General features: G+C 61.4%; 11 protein-coding genes and 1 pseudogene. 2 read left to right on the plus strand and 10 right to left on the minus strand.

Features of this window, described 5'->3' with window-relative positions; all coding sequences use genetic code 11:
- Window positions 1–449 precede the first annotated feature (449 nt).
- Window positions 450–1,589: a porin gene (locus P9217_RS29270; RefSeq protein WP_063169258.1), complete on the minus strand. Its 1,140-nt coding sequence runs from the start codon at window positions 1,587–1,589 to the stop codon at window positions 450–452.
- A 681-nt stretch (window positions 1,590–2,270) separates the two neighbouring features.
- Between P9217_RS29270 and P9217_RS29275 the strand changes: the two genes are divergently transcribed.
- Both P9217_RS29275 and hemN read left to right on the plus strand, forming a co-directional pair.
- Window positions 2,271–2,627 carry a hypothetical protein gene (locus P9217_RS29275; protein WP_024505577.1) on the plus strand — a complete coding sequence of 119 codons (357 nt, stop codon included), beginning with the start codon at window positions 2,271–2,273 and terminating at the stop codon, window positions 2,625–2,627.
- 464 nt (window positions 2,628–3,091) lie between these two features.
- A pseudogene (hemN, locus tag P9217_RS29280) lies at window positions 3,092–4,418 on the plus strand (oxygen-independent coproporphyrinogen III oxidase).
- A gap of 234 nt (window positions 4,419–4,652) precedes the next feature.
- Here hemN and P9217_RS29285 read toward each other — a convergent pair.
- From P9217_RS29285 to nadA, 9 genes are all read right to left on the minus strand, one after another.
- Complete coding sequence (locus tag P9217_RS29285; protein WP_063169257.1) at window positions 4,653–6,296, minus strand: MFS transporter; 1,644 nt, start codon at window positions 6,294–6,296, stop codon at window positions 4,653–4,655.
- 173 nt (window positions 6,297–6,469) lie between these two features.
- Window positions 6,470–7,453: a beta-ketoacyl-ACP synthase III gene (locus tag P9217_RS29290; RefSeq protein ID WP_063169256.1), complete on the minus strand. Its 984-nt coding sequence runs from the start codon at window positions 7,451–7,453 to the stop codon at window positions 6,470–6,472.
- Complete coding sequence (locus tag P9217_RS29295; RefSeq protein ID WP_063169255.1) at window positions 7,450–8,715, minus strand: adenosylmethionine--8-amino-7-oxononanoate transaminase; 1,266 nt, start codon at window positions 8,713–8,715, stop codon at window positions 7,450–7,452. Before P9217_RS29295 ends, P9217_RS29290 begins: the two co-directional genes overlap by 4 nt.
- Window positions 8,715–9,350: a dethiobiotin synthase gene (gene bioD / locus P9217_RS29300; RefSeq protein WP_063169254.1), complete on the minus strand. Its 636-nt coding sequence runs from the start codon at window positions 9,348–9,350 to the stop codon at window positions 8,715–8,717. The genes P9217_RS29295 and bioD overlap by 1 nt, the downstream gene beginning before the upstream one ends.
- On the minus strand, window positions 9,347–10,486 hold the full coding sequence (locus P9217_RS29305; protein WP_024505572.1) for an 8-amino-7-oxononanoate synthase: 1,140 nt from the start codon (window positions 10,484–10,486) through the stop codon (window positions 9,347–9,349). Before P9217_RS29305 ends, bioD begins: the two co-directional genes overlap by 4 nt.
- Entirely contained in the window at window positions 10,483–11,451 is a 969-nt protein-coding gene (gene bioB, locus P9217_RS29310; protein ID WP_224570943.1) for a biotin synthase BioB, read from the minus strand. The genes P9217_RS29305 and bioB overlap by 4 nt, the downstream gene beginning before the upstream one ends.
- Before the next feature lie 174 nt (window positions 11,452–11,625).
- Entirely contained in the window at window positions 11,626–12,507 is an 882-nt protein-coding gene (gene nadC, locus P9217_RS29315; RefSeq protein ID WP_063169252.1) for a carboxylating nicotinate-nucleotide diphosphorylase, read from the minus strand.
- A gap of 1 nt (window position 12,508) precedes the next feature.
- Window positions 12,509–14,050, minus strand: coding sequence for an L-aspartate oxidase (locus tag P9217_RS29320; RefSeq protein WP_063169251.1), 1,542 nt, complete (start codon window positions 14,048–14,050; stop codon window positions 12,509–12,511).
- Entirely contained in the window at window positions 14,047–15,021 is a 975-nt protein-coding gene (gene nadA, locus P9217_RS29325; protein ID WP_063169250.1) for a quinolinate synthase NadA, read from the minus strand. Before nadA ends, P9217_RS29320 begins: the two co-directional genes overlap by 4 nt.
- Window positions 15,022–15,032 lie beyond the last annotated feature (11 nt).

The raw sequence follows: 15,032 nt of genomic DNA on the forward strand, positions 1-15,032 counted from the left end.
GATGGATGCTGAAGCGTGGTAACTCCAGTCTCCTCGGTCCGGTCCGAATGGACAACCTCTCGAAAGCTCACACCTAGGATGGGTGCTGCCACGCGGCTCGGACTCAGCGTGCATTATCACGTAAATGTTGAGAGAATGAATGGCGCCGCGAAGGGCAATTCCAGCCGTCCAAAGCGACAGGCGTGTCGCGGCCTCGACATTGCAGTGGCGCTTACCTAACACGGCCTCACACTGCCCTCTAAACGGCCCCGAATTTGAACTGACGGCCCCTGGCCGGTTCATCGGGCAGGTCAAGGGCTAGGTGTAGTACACAGGGCTCATAACTTTCAGTTTCTAGTTGGTACGATGGGCCGTGGACGGTCGATGCAGACTTCAAGATGGCGAACGAAGCTCTCCATGCGTGCGTTGTCGAGGCAAGTGCCTTTGCCATGCTCGCGACTGGAGAGATTTCAAAATGAGCCTTGTAAGCGGAGAATGCCGCCGACGCTGTTCGGCTTGCTCGTGCCCTTGACGGCGGTAGGCTCGGCAGGGCCGAGGCCAGAGTTGCCGTAGTGGTCGTAATCGACCTCGGCTGTGACCGTGAAGCCGGGAACGACCATGTAGGCGACGTTTGCAGCCACACCAGCATCCTTGAGCTGATCACCCGAGACCTGAAGGTTGAACGAAGTTTTCTCGTCAAACTCGTAGGTGGCGCCCGCCCAGAAAGCCCACTGGCCGTTCCAGATTTTGTACGAGCCGCGCCCATGATTGGCAATTGCGCCGTTTGAGTCCTCGTTGAGACTGGCATTGGAACCGTAGCCGAAGAGTCCAAACAGCGACAGCTGGTTTGTGACAGCGACGTCGACGCGGATCTTGCCGGCAAAAGCTTCGTAATTGCTGTCATAAGCCGCGACGCCGATGATCGAGCCCCAGCCTTGCGTGTATTTCAAGCCGGCGACAACGTGCGGAATATAGCTGTCGATAGTACCGGCTGAGCCCGATCCTTGTTCGAGCGAAATCACAGTCGAAATGCCGTTGCCGGCGTCGAAGTGGTACTGAGCCACGTTGGTGTCGAAGCCGGCCGACGGAACGAGCATACTATCGAGAACGTTGCCAGCGTAGCTTGCAAACGTATCGAAGGCCGACCCCTCCTTGCCAACTCGCAGGCCTCCCAGCTCGACCCAGGCAGAAGCCAGTGCGAGGCCGCTGTTGAAATCATAGTTCTGAGGACTGTCATGCGAGTTAGCGCTGTTGCCAAAATTCACCTGGGTTTCGGTATAGGTCGTCAACGCGCCGAGCTCGGTCTGCTGGCCGGTCCAAGTTTTGAACGTGAAGCGTGTGCTGTTTCGCCAAGTGCCTTGGTCCTCGCCAGTTCTCACGTCCGAGGTTCTTGCGCTGTCATACGATCGGACGTCACCCAGGCCGATATCGTAACGGACATAGCCGCCGATGCGCAGGCAGGTCTCGGTGTTGGGAATATAGGAATATCCCGAGCCGAGGACGTCGCAGATCTTGATGTACTCGGCCGGTTCCCGCTCGGCGCCAGCTGCTCGACCGACGGAAATGGTCATCAGAGCAGTTAAGCCGAGAAGAGGACTCTTGATGTACATGTCTAGATCTCCATGAAGGAATAAAAAGGATAGAGGCGAAAGAGCAAGCTTTTCCTCTAAATTTTGTGCGTGTTGTCTCCAATATGTGGACGCCAAAGCGCTTGACACGAGAGGTGAGCCAGCGTAAAAGCCACATGTACTTATAATAGTGTTTTCTGCTAGGAGATTCATTATCGTTTACATGTGAAACACTCCGGTCGGACCGCTGCAGCTCTCCGAATAGAGCAGCAAGCGACATGCCAACCTGAAGCGTAGATGCGGCCGACACCAAAATCGGGCCGACGCGCCTTCGTCTCGCTGGAATCACTTTTTTTGAGGGTCACTGCGAAAAGAAATGTGCGACACGGTTCGCCATGTTCGATATGTGACAGTCTCGTTTAACAGCGACGGCTTCCCGTCTGACCGCAACGGAGGCCGCGCCATCCGCTACCGAGAAGGATCACTGCGCGTACGCTCCGCAAGGGCTGCGCCAGGAACAGAGGGCGTGCACGTCCGAGGCGTCGCATGGTGGCCGCAGCACCTTTTCGCCGCTGTAAGTTCGCCGTGCAGGTACATTGCGCGGCCGGAAGCGAGAGGGAGCGCACCCTGAAACGGCTGCCTACGGCTCGCCTCGAGTAATTGGCGATGAACAGTATTCTCGAGAACTTAGTCTCGACGGAAAGAGCAACGAAAGGAAGCCGCTTGGACGAGCACGATCCGAAGGAAGAACCGATCGAGACCATTTTCCGCAACGGCACAATCACTGCCGTGGGTATCCTGCTTGCCTTTTCCCTCGGCTTCCTCACTCATTGGGCCGCGAACCCCTTGCCATGGCAACTCTACGATCTGTTCGCCGTAGTGCCGATCCTGCTCGGCATCGCACTGCAGATGAGAGCGCTGTCCATGCTGCTCGACATGAGTTCCTTGCGGCGCCCCATCTACGAACGCGCCAATCGCATTTTCATGGTCGGCCTCATCCAGACCGCGTGTGGCGTCGGCATGGCCATCTTGGTCGATCTTTTCGGGATATCGGTAGGGGGCACGCTGCCCGGCGCTTGACGACAAGCCACACCGCTCTTCGCTCGAAGCGACGTCAAGCCGGGGAACCTTGTGCACCCCCTAGCGGCGTCCTCCTTTCATCAAATGAGCCGACGTCAGCTTTAGAGCGTCTCGGTGGCTAAAGCCGGTATGGTTTTTCGGCCGGCAGGGAAGGCCGCTGGCTGGACCTGGATGGCGTCTGAACGAGGCTTGACAGGTCCGTTGCGTCGGACATGAATTTCGCATTGCAAAGTTCTTCCGCAGACGCCTCAAGCACACTGCACTGGCGTCACGTACTCAGACGTTGAATGCGGCACCGCACCATCACCTCAGGCGCAACCATGGCACGCGCGCTCCCCGGCGTGGTTGACCCCATCCTGTCCAAACGAGACTGCGACATAAGCGGGACGCACTGACTTAGGTCAGAGACCAGGACGAGCGCGCAACGAAAGAATGATGGATGAGCGACGTGGGATGACAGCTCCTTGCACACCTCAATCCTGACAAAGTACCGGGACCCCCGGCCGCCTTGGTATACCATCTATCCGACTGTGCCAGACTTCTCTGCGGCAGTTGGTGCTGACGATTATGAGGAATGGCTGGGGGGCCTCCCGGCCGACGAATCGGTGTCGCTCTATTTCCACATTCCGTTTTGCCGATCCATGTGCTGGTATTGCGGCTTCCCTACCGCGGTCATCCGTCGCAACGGCCCGATCCTTAATTATTTAGCGGTGCTGCGTCAGGAGATCAGTTTGGTGTCGGAGCAAGTGCGGCAAGGGCTGCCGGTGAGCGATGTGCATTTCGGCGGCGGAACGCCTCACCTTATCGGGCCAGCCGAGCACTTGGCGCTGATGGAATTTCTACGCCGCCACTTCGCTTTCAGCAAAACTGCTGCGATCGCCGTGGAGATCGATCCCCGAACGTTCACACCGGAAATGGCCGAAGCCCTGGCAGCTAACGGTGTCAACCGCGCGAGCATCGGATGCAGAGCTTTGATCCCGATGTGCAAAGGCGATCAATCGGATCCAGAGTAAGGTGCAGACGGCCGCTGCAGTCCAAAATCTCCGCCGGCATGGCGTTGGCCATATCAACTTCGACCTCATCTTCGGTCTACCGAAACAGACTGTGCAGTCCTGCATCCAGACCGCGATGGCTGCGGTCGCCATGCGCCCCAACCGGCTTGCGGTGTTCGGATACGCGCATATTCCTTCCGTGATAAAGAATCAGCGCCTAATCGAGCAGGCAGGTCTACCGGACGGCGATCTTCGCGCCGAACAGGCTGCAACTGTCGCCGAGACACTGGTTGGCGCTGGCTACCGGGAGATCGGGCTCGATCATTTCGCTCCGCCGGACGACGAACTTGCGCTAGCGCCAGAAGACCGGGCGCCTACGGCGTAATTCGCTGGGATACTCGGCCGATACTTGCAAAACGTGATCGGCTTCGGCGCGTCGGCTATTGGCCGAGTCCGCGAGGGGTATGTTCAGAACGAAGTAACACGGGATTCTTACGCCCGGCACATCGCAAGTGGACGTCTGGCGACATCAAAGGGTCACCGTCTGACCGACGATGACCGGGTGCGCGCAGCGATCATCGAGCGACTGATGTGCGATTTGGAGGCCGACGTGCCGACCATCTGTGCCGCCCACGAAATCGAACCAGCTCGTTTTCTCGATTCAGTTGAGAGTTTGGTGACGCTGGCTGAGGAGGGGATCCTGGACGTCGAAAACGGCTTCATCCGCGTGCGGCCGGAGCACCGCTTTGTTGTTCGCGCCGTTGCTGCTGCATTCGATGCTTTTCTCGCGAATCGATGAGTTGAGGCCACGACGCCGAAAGGCATCAGACCTTGTTTGGCGCTCGTCGGCATGGGCTCTCGCAGAAGACTCCGCAAGCGTATGCAGGGGACTTCCACTTGACGCCGCGTTCACCATCATCTCGCCTGGGTGCGCGCGAAAGCGCACAACCCGGAGCACGCTGCTCTCGGTGTGAGGCTGTGCTCTGCAAAGCACCGGTGATCCACCCTGTCCCTGGACAGCAGCTTGATGGCGTCATCTTGGAGGACGAGAAAAGATTGTCGAGGTACGGGTACGAATTGCCTCGGTCGTCCGTTCAATCGAAAGCACTGTCTGCGGAGGCACCTCTCCTTCATGCAGTGACAGGAGATGCTGGGCGACTTCCTTATCTGCTGCGGTGAGTCGATGATTTAGGCGGAGAAAGTCCATCCAGGTGGGGGTGCGGAATGTCTCCGTCCAAAGTGACGGTGTTTGCAGATTTCGCTGGAGCGTCCAGTTTCGTGCACCGGCACGGCTCTGGACGTGTCGCCGCGTGCGCATGGAGCCCAGAAAGGCCTCGATATTTTCCTCCGATATCAAATACTCGACCTTGGCCACGATAGGGCCACTTCTGGGTTTCAGATCGAGAGCCACGTCCGGCGGATGAAAAACTGAACTTTCTTGATCGGTTTCTTCCCAGGGACGGACCGGCAACACGATCCCCGCTGCTGCAACCAGCAACAGAGCGCCTGCGGCGCCCTCCAATGCTGAGGTCAAGGAATAGTTTTGCGCGACAGAACCCCAGATCCAGCTGCCAGCAGCCATACCGCCTGCGCTCAAGGCGTAGTAAATGGAGAGCGTGCGGCCTACAACCCACCTTGGGCTTGCCAACTGCACCGACACGTCAATGCCCGTCCAGGTGATAAGCCAACCCGCTCCGCCGAGCGCCAGCGAAATGGCCGCCACAGGAAGCGACGATGTAAGGGCAAGGGAGAGGCAACAGACTGCACAAGCCACAGAGGCGAAGGCCACCAGCCTGTTTTGAGACGTGACCTTCCTCAAGAAGCCGTTGCCCATACCCGCGATGAAAGCACCCATGCCGAAGCCGGCCAATAAGATACCGTAGACAATTGGCCCACTCTTCAACTGATCCCGGACGACGAGGGGGAGCAACGCCAGAATGGAGATGCTTGCCAACCCGAAAAGAGCGGCTCGGGCGGTCGCTGCCCTGATCTCCAAAGACATCGCCGTAAAGCGCACTCCGTCATGAATTGCCGTCGTCATTCTCTCACGAGGGAGAGGCGAAGAGCGGACCTCCCATTTGGTGCGCCATATCGCGCTTATGGGCGCCAGATCACTCACCGCAGCCAAGGCGAAAGCGGCCAGCGGCCCAAAGACGGCCAGGATCACGCCCCCCAAGGCTGGACCAACGCTGCGCACAATGTTGTATCCGACGGACATAAGCGTCACTGCGGCCGGAATGTCGCGTTTGTGAAGGATATCGCCGACCGAAGCGTGCCAAGCCGGATCATTCAAGGCAAAGCCGCAGCCGGCCAGGAAACCTAACCCGAGAATCAGCCAAGGACTGACAAATCCCAGACCCACAGAAATCATCAGCGTCGTCGACGCCGATGCTATCAGGCAGTGTCCCGCAAACATCACCCACCGGCGGCTGAAGTTGTCGGCAATGGCTCCGGCGAAAACTGAGAGGAAGAACACCGGCAATGTGGATGCGGCCTGGACGAGTGCCACCATGAGGTCGGACGCTGAAATCGTTGCCATAAGCCAACTGATGGCGACCGTTTGCACTAGCCAACCGAGGCTGGAAATCTGGGTGGCCGCCCAAATTGAGCGAAACACCTTGTTTCGAAATGGGGCGAGCGTCTTTGAAACGGGCGGTTGGGGATTTTCGCTCTGCATGAGGTATTGCTGGCCTTCGATGAGCGCTGCGATTTGAGCAAGCGGGTCGATACTTAGACATCGCGGAGCACCGCACGGACCCCAGCTCTATGGAGCTTGCCGGCGACTATTTGCGTATTGAGCCATTCTCATAGTCTCATTCATGAGCAGTCCTGTGCGCAAGCATTGCTTTGCTAAATTCCCACCACAAGCGCGCCGCCGCTGAGACCCGCACCCGCTGCCGCCAAGAGGACTTTCTCGCCAGGCCGAAACGGCTGCGCCCGATGGGCCAGCGACAATGAGAGCGGGATCGTCGCGGCGGAAGAGTTGCCATATTCGGCGATCGTCTTGACGATCGAGTGATCAGCGATGCCGAGGTTCCTGCCGACCGCGTCGAAAATGCGCGCATTGGCCTGATGCGGCACGAAACGATCGAGGTCTTGCGGCCTCAGTCGGGCAGCAGTGAGCGCATCTCTCGAGCAGGCGGTCATCATCTCCACGGCCTTGCTGAATACTTCACGGCCGTCAGTGATCGTCATCCGTGTCTGCGCGAGGTCGAGGTCGGCATGGAACGGAGTGTTGCTTCCCCCGGCGGGAATCTGGATTAGCCCGTAGCGCGAGCCGTCGGAATCCACCGAAGCGCCGAGAATGCCTCGATCCGGGTCATCGCAAGGACTGATCACCATGGCGCCGGCGGCATCGGCAAACAGCACGGCGCTGGCGCGCTCGGCCAAATTGATGCGGTGGCTGAGGATGTTGGCGGCGATGACAAGGCTCGCTTTGCCGTGCAGGCGGGTGAACCCGTCGGCGAACATCAGCGCATAGATGAAGCCGGCGCAGGCGCCGGTCAGGTCGATCGCTCCGGCGCGGCCTAGCCCCAGCCGATGTGCGACCAGCGGCGCGCTTGGCGGCAGAAGGTGATCGGGCGTCGACGTGGCGAGCAAGAGTAGACCGACGTCGCCGCGGTCGATACCGGCATTGGTCAGCGCCATGTCGCCGGCAGAGGCGGCAAGGCCCGACAGCGTGTCTTCGTCTGTTGCCCAGAAGCGCGAGCGAATTCCGGTGCGCCGCTCGATCCAGCCGGGCTCAAGCCCGAGCCGGTCTTCGATTTCCGGGTTCTCGACCTTGCGCGTCGGCGCATGATGGCCGAAGCCGAGAACGCGCGACGATAGGTTCATGGCCGCGAGCCGAAGCGTTCGCCGGCCTCCTCTATCGCGTCATAGAGCCCGTCCAATTCGTCGCTGGTGATGCAATAGGGCGGCAGAAGATAGAGGACATTGCCGAGCGGGCGCACCAACAGGCCGCGCTCAAGGAAAAAAGCGCGCAGTTTTGGCCCGATCTCGGCCAGATAACCGGCTGAGCCGGTGCGTAGGTCGAGTGCCGCGATGGTGCCGGTTGTCCGGCAGTCGGTGAAATATGGATTGTCCCGGAAGCGTTGCAGCCCCGCGGCCTGCCTCGCGCTCAAGACCGCGATCCGCTCGGCCACCGGCTCGTCACGCCAGATCTCGACATTGGCAAGTGCTGCCGCGCAGGCGATCGGATTGGCGGTGTAGGAGCTCGAATGGAAAAACGTCTTCTTGCGATCCTCCGAAAAGTGAGCGTGGAAGATGGCATCGGTGGCGATCGTGGCGGCCAGCGGGATGGTACCACCGGTCAGACCTTTCGAGGTGCACAAGATGTCGGGCGAGACGGACGCCTGTTCGCAGGCAAACATGGTTCCGGTGCGCCCCCAGCCGGTCATCACTTCATCGGCGATCACGAGCGTGCCGGAGGCTTCGGCGATCCTCTTCAATTCGGCAAGAACCCAGGCCGGATACATCAGCATGCCGCCGGCGCCAAGCACCAGCGGCTCGACGATCAGCGCGGCTGCGCGCCGGTCGCGGCTAACGGCCTCGAACCGATCCAGCGTTTCCTGCTCGCGCCCGGCGGCCGGGAAGGGGATGGTGTCGACCTCGAACAGCAAAGGCTCATAGGCGGCGTTGAAGACGCCACGGGCGCCGACGCTCATCGTGCCGATGGTGTCGCCATGATAGCTGTGCTCCATGACGGCGATGCGCGAACGCGACGCGCCGATGTTACGGAAATAGCCGAGCGCCATCTTCAGCGCGACTTCGACTGAGGTCGAGCCACTGTCGGAATAGAACACCCGGTGGAGGCCGGCGGGTGCGATGCCTACAAGCGCCTCGGCCAGCCGTTCGGCCGGCTCGTGGGTGAAGCCCGCGAAGATGATCTGGTCGAGGCTCGAGGCGGTCGTCTCGATGGCCTTCATGATGCGGGGGTGGCGATGGCCATGGGTGACGACCCACCAGGAAGAAATCGCATCGAGGATGCGGAAGCCGTCGGCCTTGTGGAGATAGGCGCCTTCAGTCAGCACGATTTCAGGGAGCGAGGGCTCTAGCGCGTGCTGCGTGAACGGATGCCAGACTCGAGACTCCGCCATCAGTCGCCTCCGGCAATCATGGCCAGGTCGAAGCCGGAAATCATTGCATCTCTCAACGTTTCACCCGTCAGCGGACCGAGGTGCGGCAGCCTGCCCAGCTGCGGCACGCCGCCGAATTCCACGATTGTCCTTTGTGTATCGGCCACCTCTTCGCCAATGAAGGCAATGCCGATGAGCGGGATGGAGCGGGCTCTCAGGGCCTCGATCGACAACAGCGTATGATTGATGGTGCCAAGCGCGGTGCGGGCGCACAGTATGACCGGCAGCCGCCATTGTTCGAATATGTCAATGAACCTTGTCTGTCGATTGAGCGGCACCATCAGCCCGCCGGCGCCTTCGATGACGAGCGGTGTCGGCAGGACCGGAAATGAAAGATCGTCGGCCTCGATCGCGACGCCGTCGATTTCGGCTGATCGATGCGGCGACAGCGGCATCGTCAGTCGATAGACTTCGGGCAGCACGCGTCCGTCGGGCAAGCCGGAAAGCCGGGCGACGACCTCGCTGTCGGTCTCCTCGTTGAGGCCCGATTGCACCGGCTTCCAGTAGAAGCCGTCGAGCAGCCCGGCAAGTCCGGCCGAAAACACTGTCTTGCCAATTCCAGTGTCTGTTCCGGTGACGACGATGCGTTTGGTCATGCTGTGGCCAACACTCCGACGAGAGCCTCGACCATGGCGGAAATGTCGGCTTCGTCGACGTTGAGAGTCAGCGAAATGCGCAGGCGCGACGTACCCTCAGGCACTGTCGGCGGGCGAATGCCGCGTATGTCGAAGCCGCGTGCCTGCAGTCCTGCCGCCACCGCCATGGTGCGGCTGTTATCGCCGATCACAAGCGGCTGGATCTGCGAGCCGCTGGGCATCACGCCGCAGCGTTCGGCCAATTGCCGGCTCGCGAAAGCGACACGCTCGTGCAACTGAGCACGACGCATAGGCTCGTCAGACAGAATAGTCAGCGCCTCACGTGCCGCGACTGCCATCAGCGGCGATGGTGCGGTCGCATAGATGAATGGCCGGCACCGGTTGATAAGATAGTCGCACAGTGTTCGCGGTCCGGTAACGAGCGCGCCGGATGCGCCAAGCGCCTTGCCGCATGTGTGGAGCGTGACGATGTTGTCGCGGCCTTCATACGCGGCGGCCAGTCCCCGGCCGTCCGGTCCCCAGACGCCGGTGGCATGCGCTTCATCGACGACGATGAATGCCTGGTACCGATCAGCCAGCGCGACCAGGCTCTCCATCGGCGCACGGTCGCCATCCATGCTGTAAAGGCTTTCGAAGGCGATCCACACCCGCCCCATGCCGCCTTCGGCGCGCCAGCGGGTGATTGCGTCCTCGACAGCGTCGACGTCGTTGTGCGCGGCCAGCTTGAACTCAGCGCGCCCGGCCTGGGCACCCTCATGCATGCTGGCATGAGCGAGCTCGTCGAGGACCAGCAGGTCGCCTTTCTGCGGCAGGGCCGTCAGCAGAGCGAAGTTGGCGATATAGCCGCTGCCGAAGAACAGTGCACGCTCGGCTCCGAAAAATGCCGCTGCGTCCGCCTCCAGTTGCTCATGTTCCGGTGCATTGCCGCGCAACAGCCGCGATCCGGTGGCGCCCACTGGCGTGCCCCGCGCAATCGCCGTCGAAACCGCATCGCCCAGTCTTTTGGAGGCGGCAAGTCCGATATAGTCGTTCGACGAGAAGTCGAGCCCGGCGCGCGGTGCGAGCGTCCGCAACCGGTCCTTGCGCCCCAGTCCCCGCAAGGTTGCGTCATAGCGGGCAAGAATTGCCTCCTTCATTGCGTGGCGAGTTCCATAGGCTCAATGCCGAGGCGCCGGAACAGAAGGGTATCCTTGTCCTCGCCGGGATTTCCCGCCGTCAGCAGCGTGTCGCCGACAAAGATCGAATTGGCGCCGGCAAAGAAGCACAGCGCCTGCGTTTCGTCGCTCATCGCCGTCCTGCCGGCGGACAGCCTTACATAGGATTTCGGCATCATCACCCGCGCGAGCGCAACGATGCGGACGAAATCGATCGGATCGATGGCGTCGGCCGCGGCAAGCGGCGTGCCTTCGATGGGAATAAGCATGTTGATCGGCACGCTTTCCGGCGGCTCGGGCAGGTTCGCGAGCGTGACCAGCATGTCGATGCGATCGGTCTTTTCTTCTCCCATCCCGACAATGCCGCCGCAGCAGACTTTCATCCCAACCGCGCGCACGTGCCCAAGCGTTTTCAGCCGGTCGGCAAAAGTCCTGGTTGAAATAACCTCGCCATAGTAGCGCTCAGAGGTATCGATGTTGTGGTTATAGTAGTCGAGACCGGCCTGCTTCAGGCGAGCAGCTTGCTCAAGATCGAGCATGCCGAGCGTCATGCAGGTCTCCATGCCGAGGGCCTTGACGCCCTCAATCATGGCGACCACAACGTCCATGTCGCGCTCCTTGGGACTTCGCCACGCCGCGCCCATGCAATAGCGCGTTGCGCCGCCATCACGCGCCTTGGCCGCTTCGTCGATGACATGCTTGACGTCCACCAGCTTCGACGCCTTCACACCGGTTTCGTAATGCGCAGACTGGCTGCAATAGCCGCAATCTTCGGGGCACCCGCCGGTCTTGATGCTAAGGAGCCGCGACAGCTGCACTCGGTTTCGATCGAAGTTCTGGCGGTGGATCGTCTGAGCCAGGAACAGCAGATCGTTGAATGGCATGCCGTAGATGGCCTCGGCCTCTTTGCGGTTCCATCGCGGAGGCGTTCCGTCGACCGATTGCATGGTCTGGTTCACGTCGAACTCCGAGTTCATTCCAATCGTCATCGTCAAACCTTTGTTTGCTAGTCCGGTACGCCTTCTTGGCTTTGGGGCGCACTCGCTAAAGGCGAGCTGCGGCACGTCTTTCCAGCACCTCCTACGCCTGCCGAGCTGATGTTGCTCCTCACGCCGTAATCCTCAGTTCAAGTGCTTGCAGATGTTCTGGTGGTCCGGCATGTCCAGGCCGATGTCGAGGATCGGGGCGCTGTGCGTCAGCCAACCCATGGAGATGAGATCGACACCGGTCGCCGCAATCGCCGCCGCCGTTTTCGGCATCACCCGACCGGACGCCTCGGTGATCGTACGGCCATCCACTATAGAAACCGCGCGGGCAAGATCCTCGACCGACATATTGTCGAGCAGCACCGCGTCAACACCAATCGCGAGCGCTGCATCGAGCTGCTTCAGCGTGTCGACCTCGACCTCGACCTTCACCATATGCCCTGCTGCGGCGCGCGCCCGCTCTATTGCTGTGCGCATATCGCCGGCGATCGCGATGTGGTTGTCCTTTATGAGCACGCCGTCATCGAGGCCGAACCGGTGATTGGCACCGCCGCCGACGCGCACGGCGTATTTCTCCAATGCCCGCAGCCCGGGCGTCGTCTTTCGCGTCGATACAATCCTCGCCTTGTGACCGCGCACGGCCTCAACCATGGCCGCTGTGGCAGTGGCAATGCCGCTCAGCCGGCATAAGAAATTGAGGGCCGTGCGTTCGGCCGTGAGCAGGCCTCGTGCGGGTCCGGACAATCTTGCAATGGTTTCCCCGGCCCCAACCTCGCTGCCATCAGGGCGCCAGATCTGGATGTTGATCGCCGGTTCCACGAGAAGGAAGGCATACGAGACCAGATCGAGCCCGGCAACGACGCCCGCCTGCCTCGCTTTGAGCACCAACGTGGCAGTGCAATCATACGGGATAACCGCATCGGTGGTCAGGTCGCCGGATCTGCCCAGGTCTTCGAGGAGCGCAACGCGCACAATCGGTTCGATCAGGGTCGCGGGGAGGGGGGAGAATGAAGTCATATCAAGTGCTCCGTATGGTAGCCCGGCAATCGAGTGCGGCCGCGGCCCGCATTGCGCTGTGCAGTGTCAGCCGTGATGGGCGCACGTTGGCATCGTGGAGCGGGAAATCGGACCGACAGTGCGCGCCTCGACTCTCTTCCCGCCTCAGGGCCGCCGCGGCGATCATCAGTGAGACCAAAGCCGGACCAGAGGCAGCGACACTATTGGCTGCGATCGGCAGCAGGGTCGCCACCGCTTCGCGCATTGCCTCGCCGTCGCGGATGATACCCAGGGCGGCGGAGACAATCGGGCGGACCACGGAAGCGTCTGGTCGTGGAGGGACGAATGTGGAGCATCTGCGCGGTCGCCGGGTATACGACGTGCCGGCAACGCTTTCGGCAACCCAGCTCGCGGTGACCGCCGCTTCGGTGAGCGAGTTGCTGGCCAGGCGGTTGGCGCCGTGCAGGCCGGTACAGGCCACCTCACCGCAGGCCCACAATCCCTCGATGGAGCTGCGGCCGGCGCTGTCTACGGCGACGCCGCCCATGTGATAATGTGCCGCCGGGCGCACCGGGATCAGGTCGGTCGCTGGGTCGATTCCTGCGCTCCGGCACAATTCGGCGATGCCTGGAAAACGCTTGCCAAATCTCGGGCCGAGACTTTGCCGTGCGTCCAGGAATACGCGGCGTCCAACGGCAAGCTGGTGCCAAATGGCGCGCGCTACGACGTCGCGAGGCGCAAGTTCACCGCCAGGTGTGTCGGCGAGGAAGCGCTCTCCTCGCTCATCGATGAGCACCGCGCCTTCGCCACGCACGGCTTCGCTCACCAGCGGCATCGGCCGGCGCGGACCGTCGAGCGCAGTTGGATGGAACTGTATGAATTCCAAGTCGGCGAGTTCCGCCCCCGCCCATGCGGCGAGCGCCAGCCCGTGACCCCATGAGCCAGCGGGGTTTGTCGTGTCGCAAAACAGCCCGCCGACGCCGCCGGTCGCCAGCACCGCGCGACGCGTGGGCAGAGCGAGCGCGCCGGCTCGTCCTGCTGCGACCACGGCGATGACCGACCCGTCCTGCACGACCAGCCGGCGGACCTCCACATTTTCGATAATGGTGATCGAGGCTGTACGCCGAACCGCGGCGACGAGCGCGCGCACCAACTCGCGACCGGTGGCGTCGCCGGCTGCATGCACAATCCGCCGTCGCGAGTGTGCCGCCTCGAGCCCAAGTCGCAACGCGCGGTCAGGGTGCTGGTCGAAGTCGACGCCGAACCTTTGGATCGTCCTAATCGCTTCGGGTGCAGCTCGTACCACTCGCCGCACCGTGGCCTCATCGCAGAGTCCGTCGCCGGCAGCTATCGTGTCGCAAAGGTGAAAATCTGGGCCGTCGTCGCCCCCGAGACTTGCCGCAAGACCGCCCTGGGCAAGTTCACTGCAGGCTCCGGTTCCAAGCGGCGCGTTGGTCAAAAGCACGACCGGTTCCGGCGCCAGATGAAGCGCCGTCATCAGGCCGGCAATGCCGCCGCCGATGACGACCGGCGCCCCCGCGATTTCGCGAACCTCCAGACTCATAGGGAAAGCATGCGCTCGACCGCGCGGCGGGCGGGGCCGGCAATTTCGGGATCAATCCGGACCTCATGCCGGTTCTGCTCGAGTGCGGCGCGAATGTTGGCCAGGTTGATGCGCTTCATGTGCGGGCACAGATTGCATGGGCGAACGAACTCGACGTCGGGATGCGCGACCGCGACGTTGTCGCTCATCGAACATTCGGTCAGAAGGACGACACGCTTCGGTTTCTCACGCTCGACATAATCCGACATCGCCGCGGTCGAGCCGGAGAACTCCGCCTCCGCGACAACGTCTGGTGGGCATTCTGGATGGGCCAGCACGATGACGCCTGGATGGGCATCGCGCAGTTCCCGGATGTCTGCTGCGGTGAAGCGCTCATGCACCTCGCAATGGCCTTTCCAGGCGATGATCTCGACGTCTGTATCGGCTGCCACGTTCCTCGCCAGATATTCGTCCGGGAGCATCAGCACACGCGCCACGCCAAGCGATTCCACCACCGCCTTGGCGTTGCCGGACGTGCAGCAGATGTCGGACTCCGCTTTTACGGCGGCGGAAGTGTTGACGTAAGTAACAACGGGGACCCCCGGATACCGCAGCCGCATTAGCCGCACGTCGTTTGCCGTGATCGATTCGGCCAGCGAGCAGCCGGCGCGGAGATCCGGGATGAGCACGGTCTTGTTCGGATTGAGCAGTTTTGCCGTCTCGGCCATGAAATGAACGCCGGCAACCACGATGATGTCGGCGTCGACCGTCACCGCCTTGTGGGCCAACGCCAGGCTGTCGCCGACGATGTCTGCCACGCAATGAAAAATTTCGGGCGTCTGGTAATTGTGCGCCAGCACCACCGCATTGCGCTCACGCTTCAGCGCTAAGATGGCTTCAATATCGCCGGCGAACGCGGGCCATTCAACGGGTGGGATCACCCGCCGGACACGCTCATACAAGGACGCAGCCATAGGTAACGCCCCAGTCATTGGCGCCTCGA

It is taken from the genome of Mesorhizobium sp. WSM4989 (assembly GCF_029625795.1).
Taxonomy (GTDB): domain Bacteria; phylum Pseudomonadota; class Alphaproteobacteria; order Rhizobiales; family Rhizobiaceae; genus Mesorhizobium.

Excerpts from the sequence above, each read along its gene's own strand:
- nadC (WP_063169252.1), bottom strand. The coding sequence starts at position 12,507 with ATGACTTCATTCTCCCCCCTCCCCGCGACCCTGATCGAACCGATTGTG.
- P9217_RS29305 (WP_024505572.1), bottom strand. The coding sequence starts at position 10,486 with ATGAAGGAGGCAATTCTTGCCCGCTATGACGCAACCTTGCGGGGACTG.
- nadA (WP_063169250.1), bottom strand. The coding sequence starts at position 15,021 with ATGACTGGGGCGTTACCTATGGCTGCGTCCTTGTATGAGCGTGTCCGG.
- P9217_RS29290 (WP_063169256.1), bottom strand. The coding sequence starts at position 7,453 with ATGAACCTATCGTCGCGCGTTCTCGGCTTCGGCCATCATGCGCCGACG.
- bioD (WP_063169254.1), bottom strand. The coding sequence starts at position 9,350 with ATGACCAAACGCATCGTCGTCACCGGAACAGACACTGGAATTGGCAAG.
- P9217_RS29295 (WP_063169255.1), bottom strand. The coding sequence starts at position 8,715 with ATGGCGGAGTCTCGAGTCTGGCATCCGTTCACGCAGCACGCGCTAGAG.
- P9217_RS29285 (WP_063169257.1), bottom strand. The coding sequence starts at position 6,296 with ATGCAGAGCGAAAATCCCCAACCGCCCGTTTCAAAGACGCTCGCCCCA.
- bioB (WP_224570943.1), bottom strand. The coding sequence starts at position 11,451 with ATGCAATCGGTCGACGGAACGCCTCCGCGATGGAACCGCAAAGAGGCC.
- P9217_RS29320 (WP_063169251.1), bottom strand. The coding sequence starts at position 14,050 with ATGAGTCTGGAGGTTCGCGAAATCGCGGGGGCGCCGGTCGTCATCGGC.
- P9217_RS29270 (WP_063169258.1), bottom strand. The coding sequence starts at position 1,589 with ATGTACATCAAGAGTCCTCTTCTCGGCTTAACTGCTCTGATGACCATT.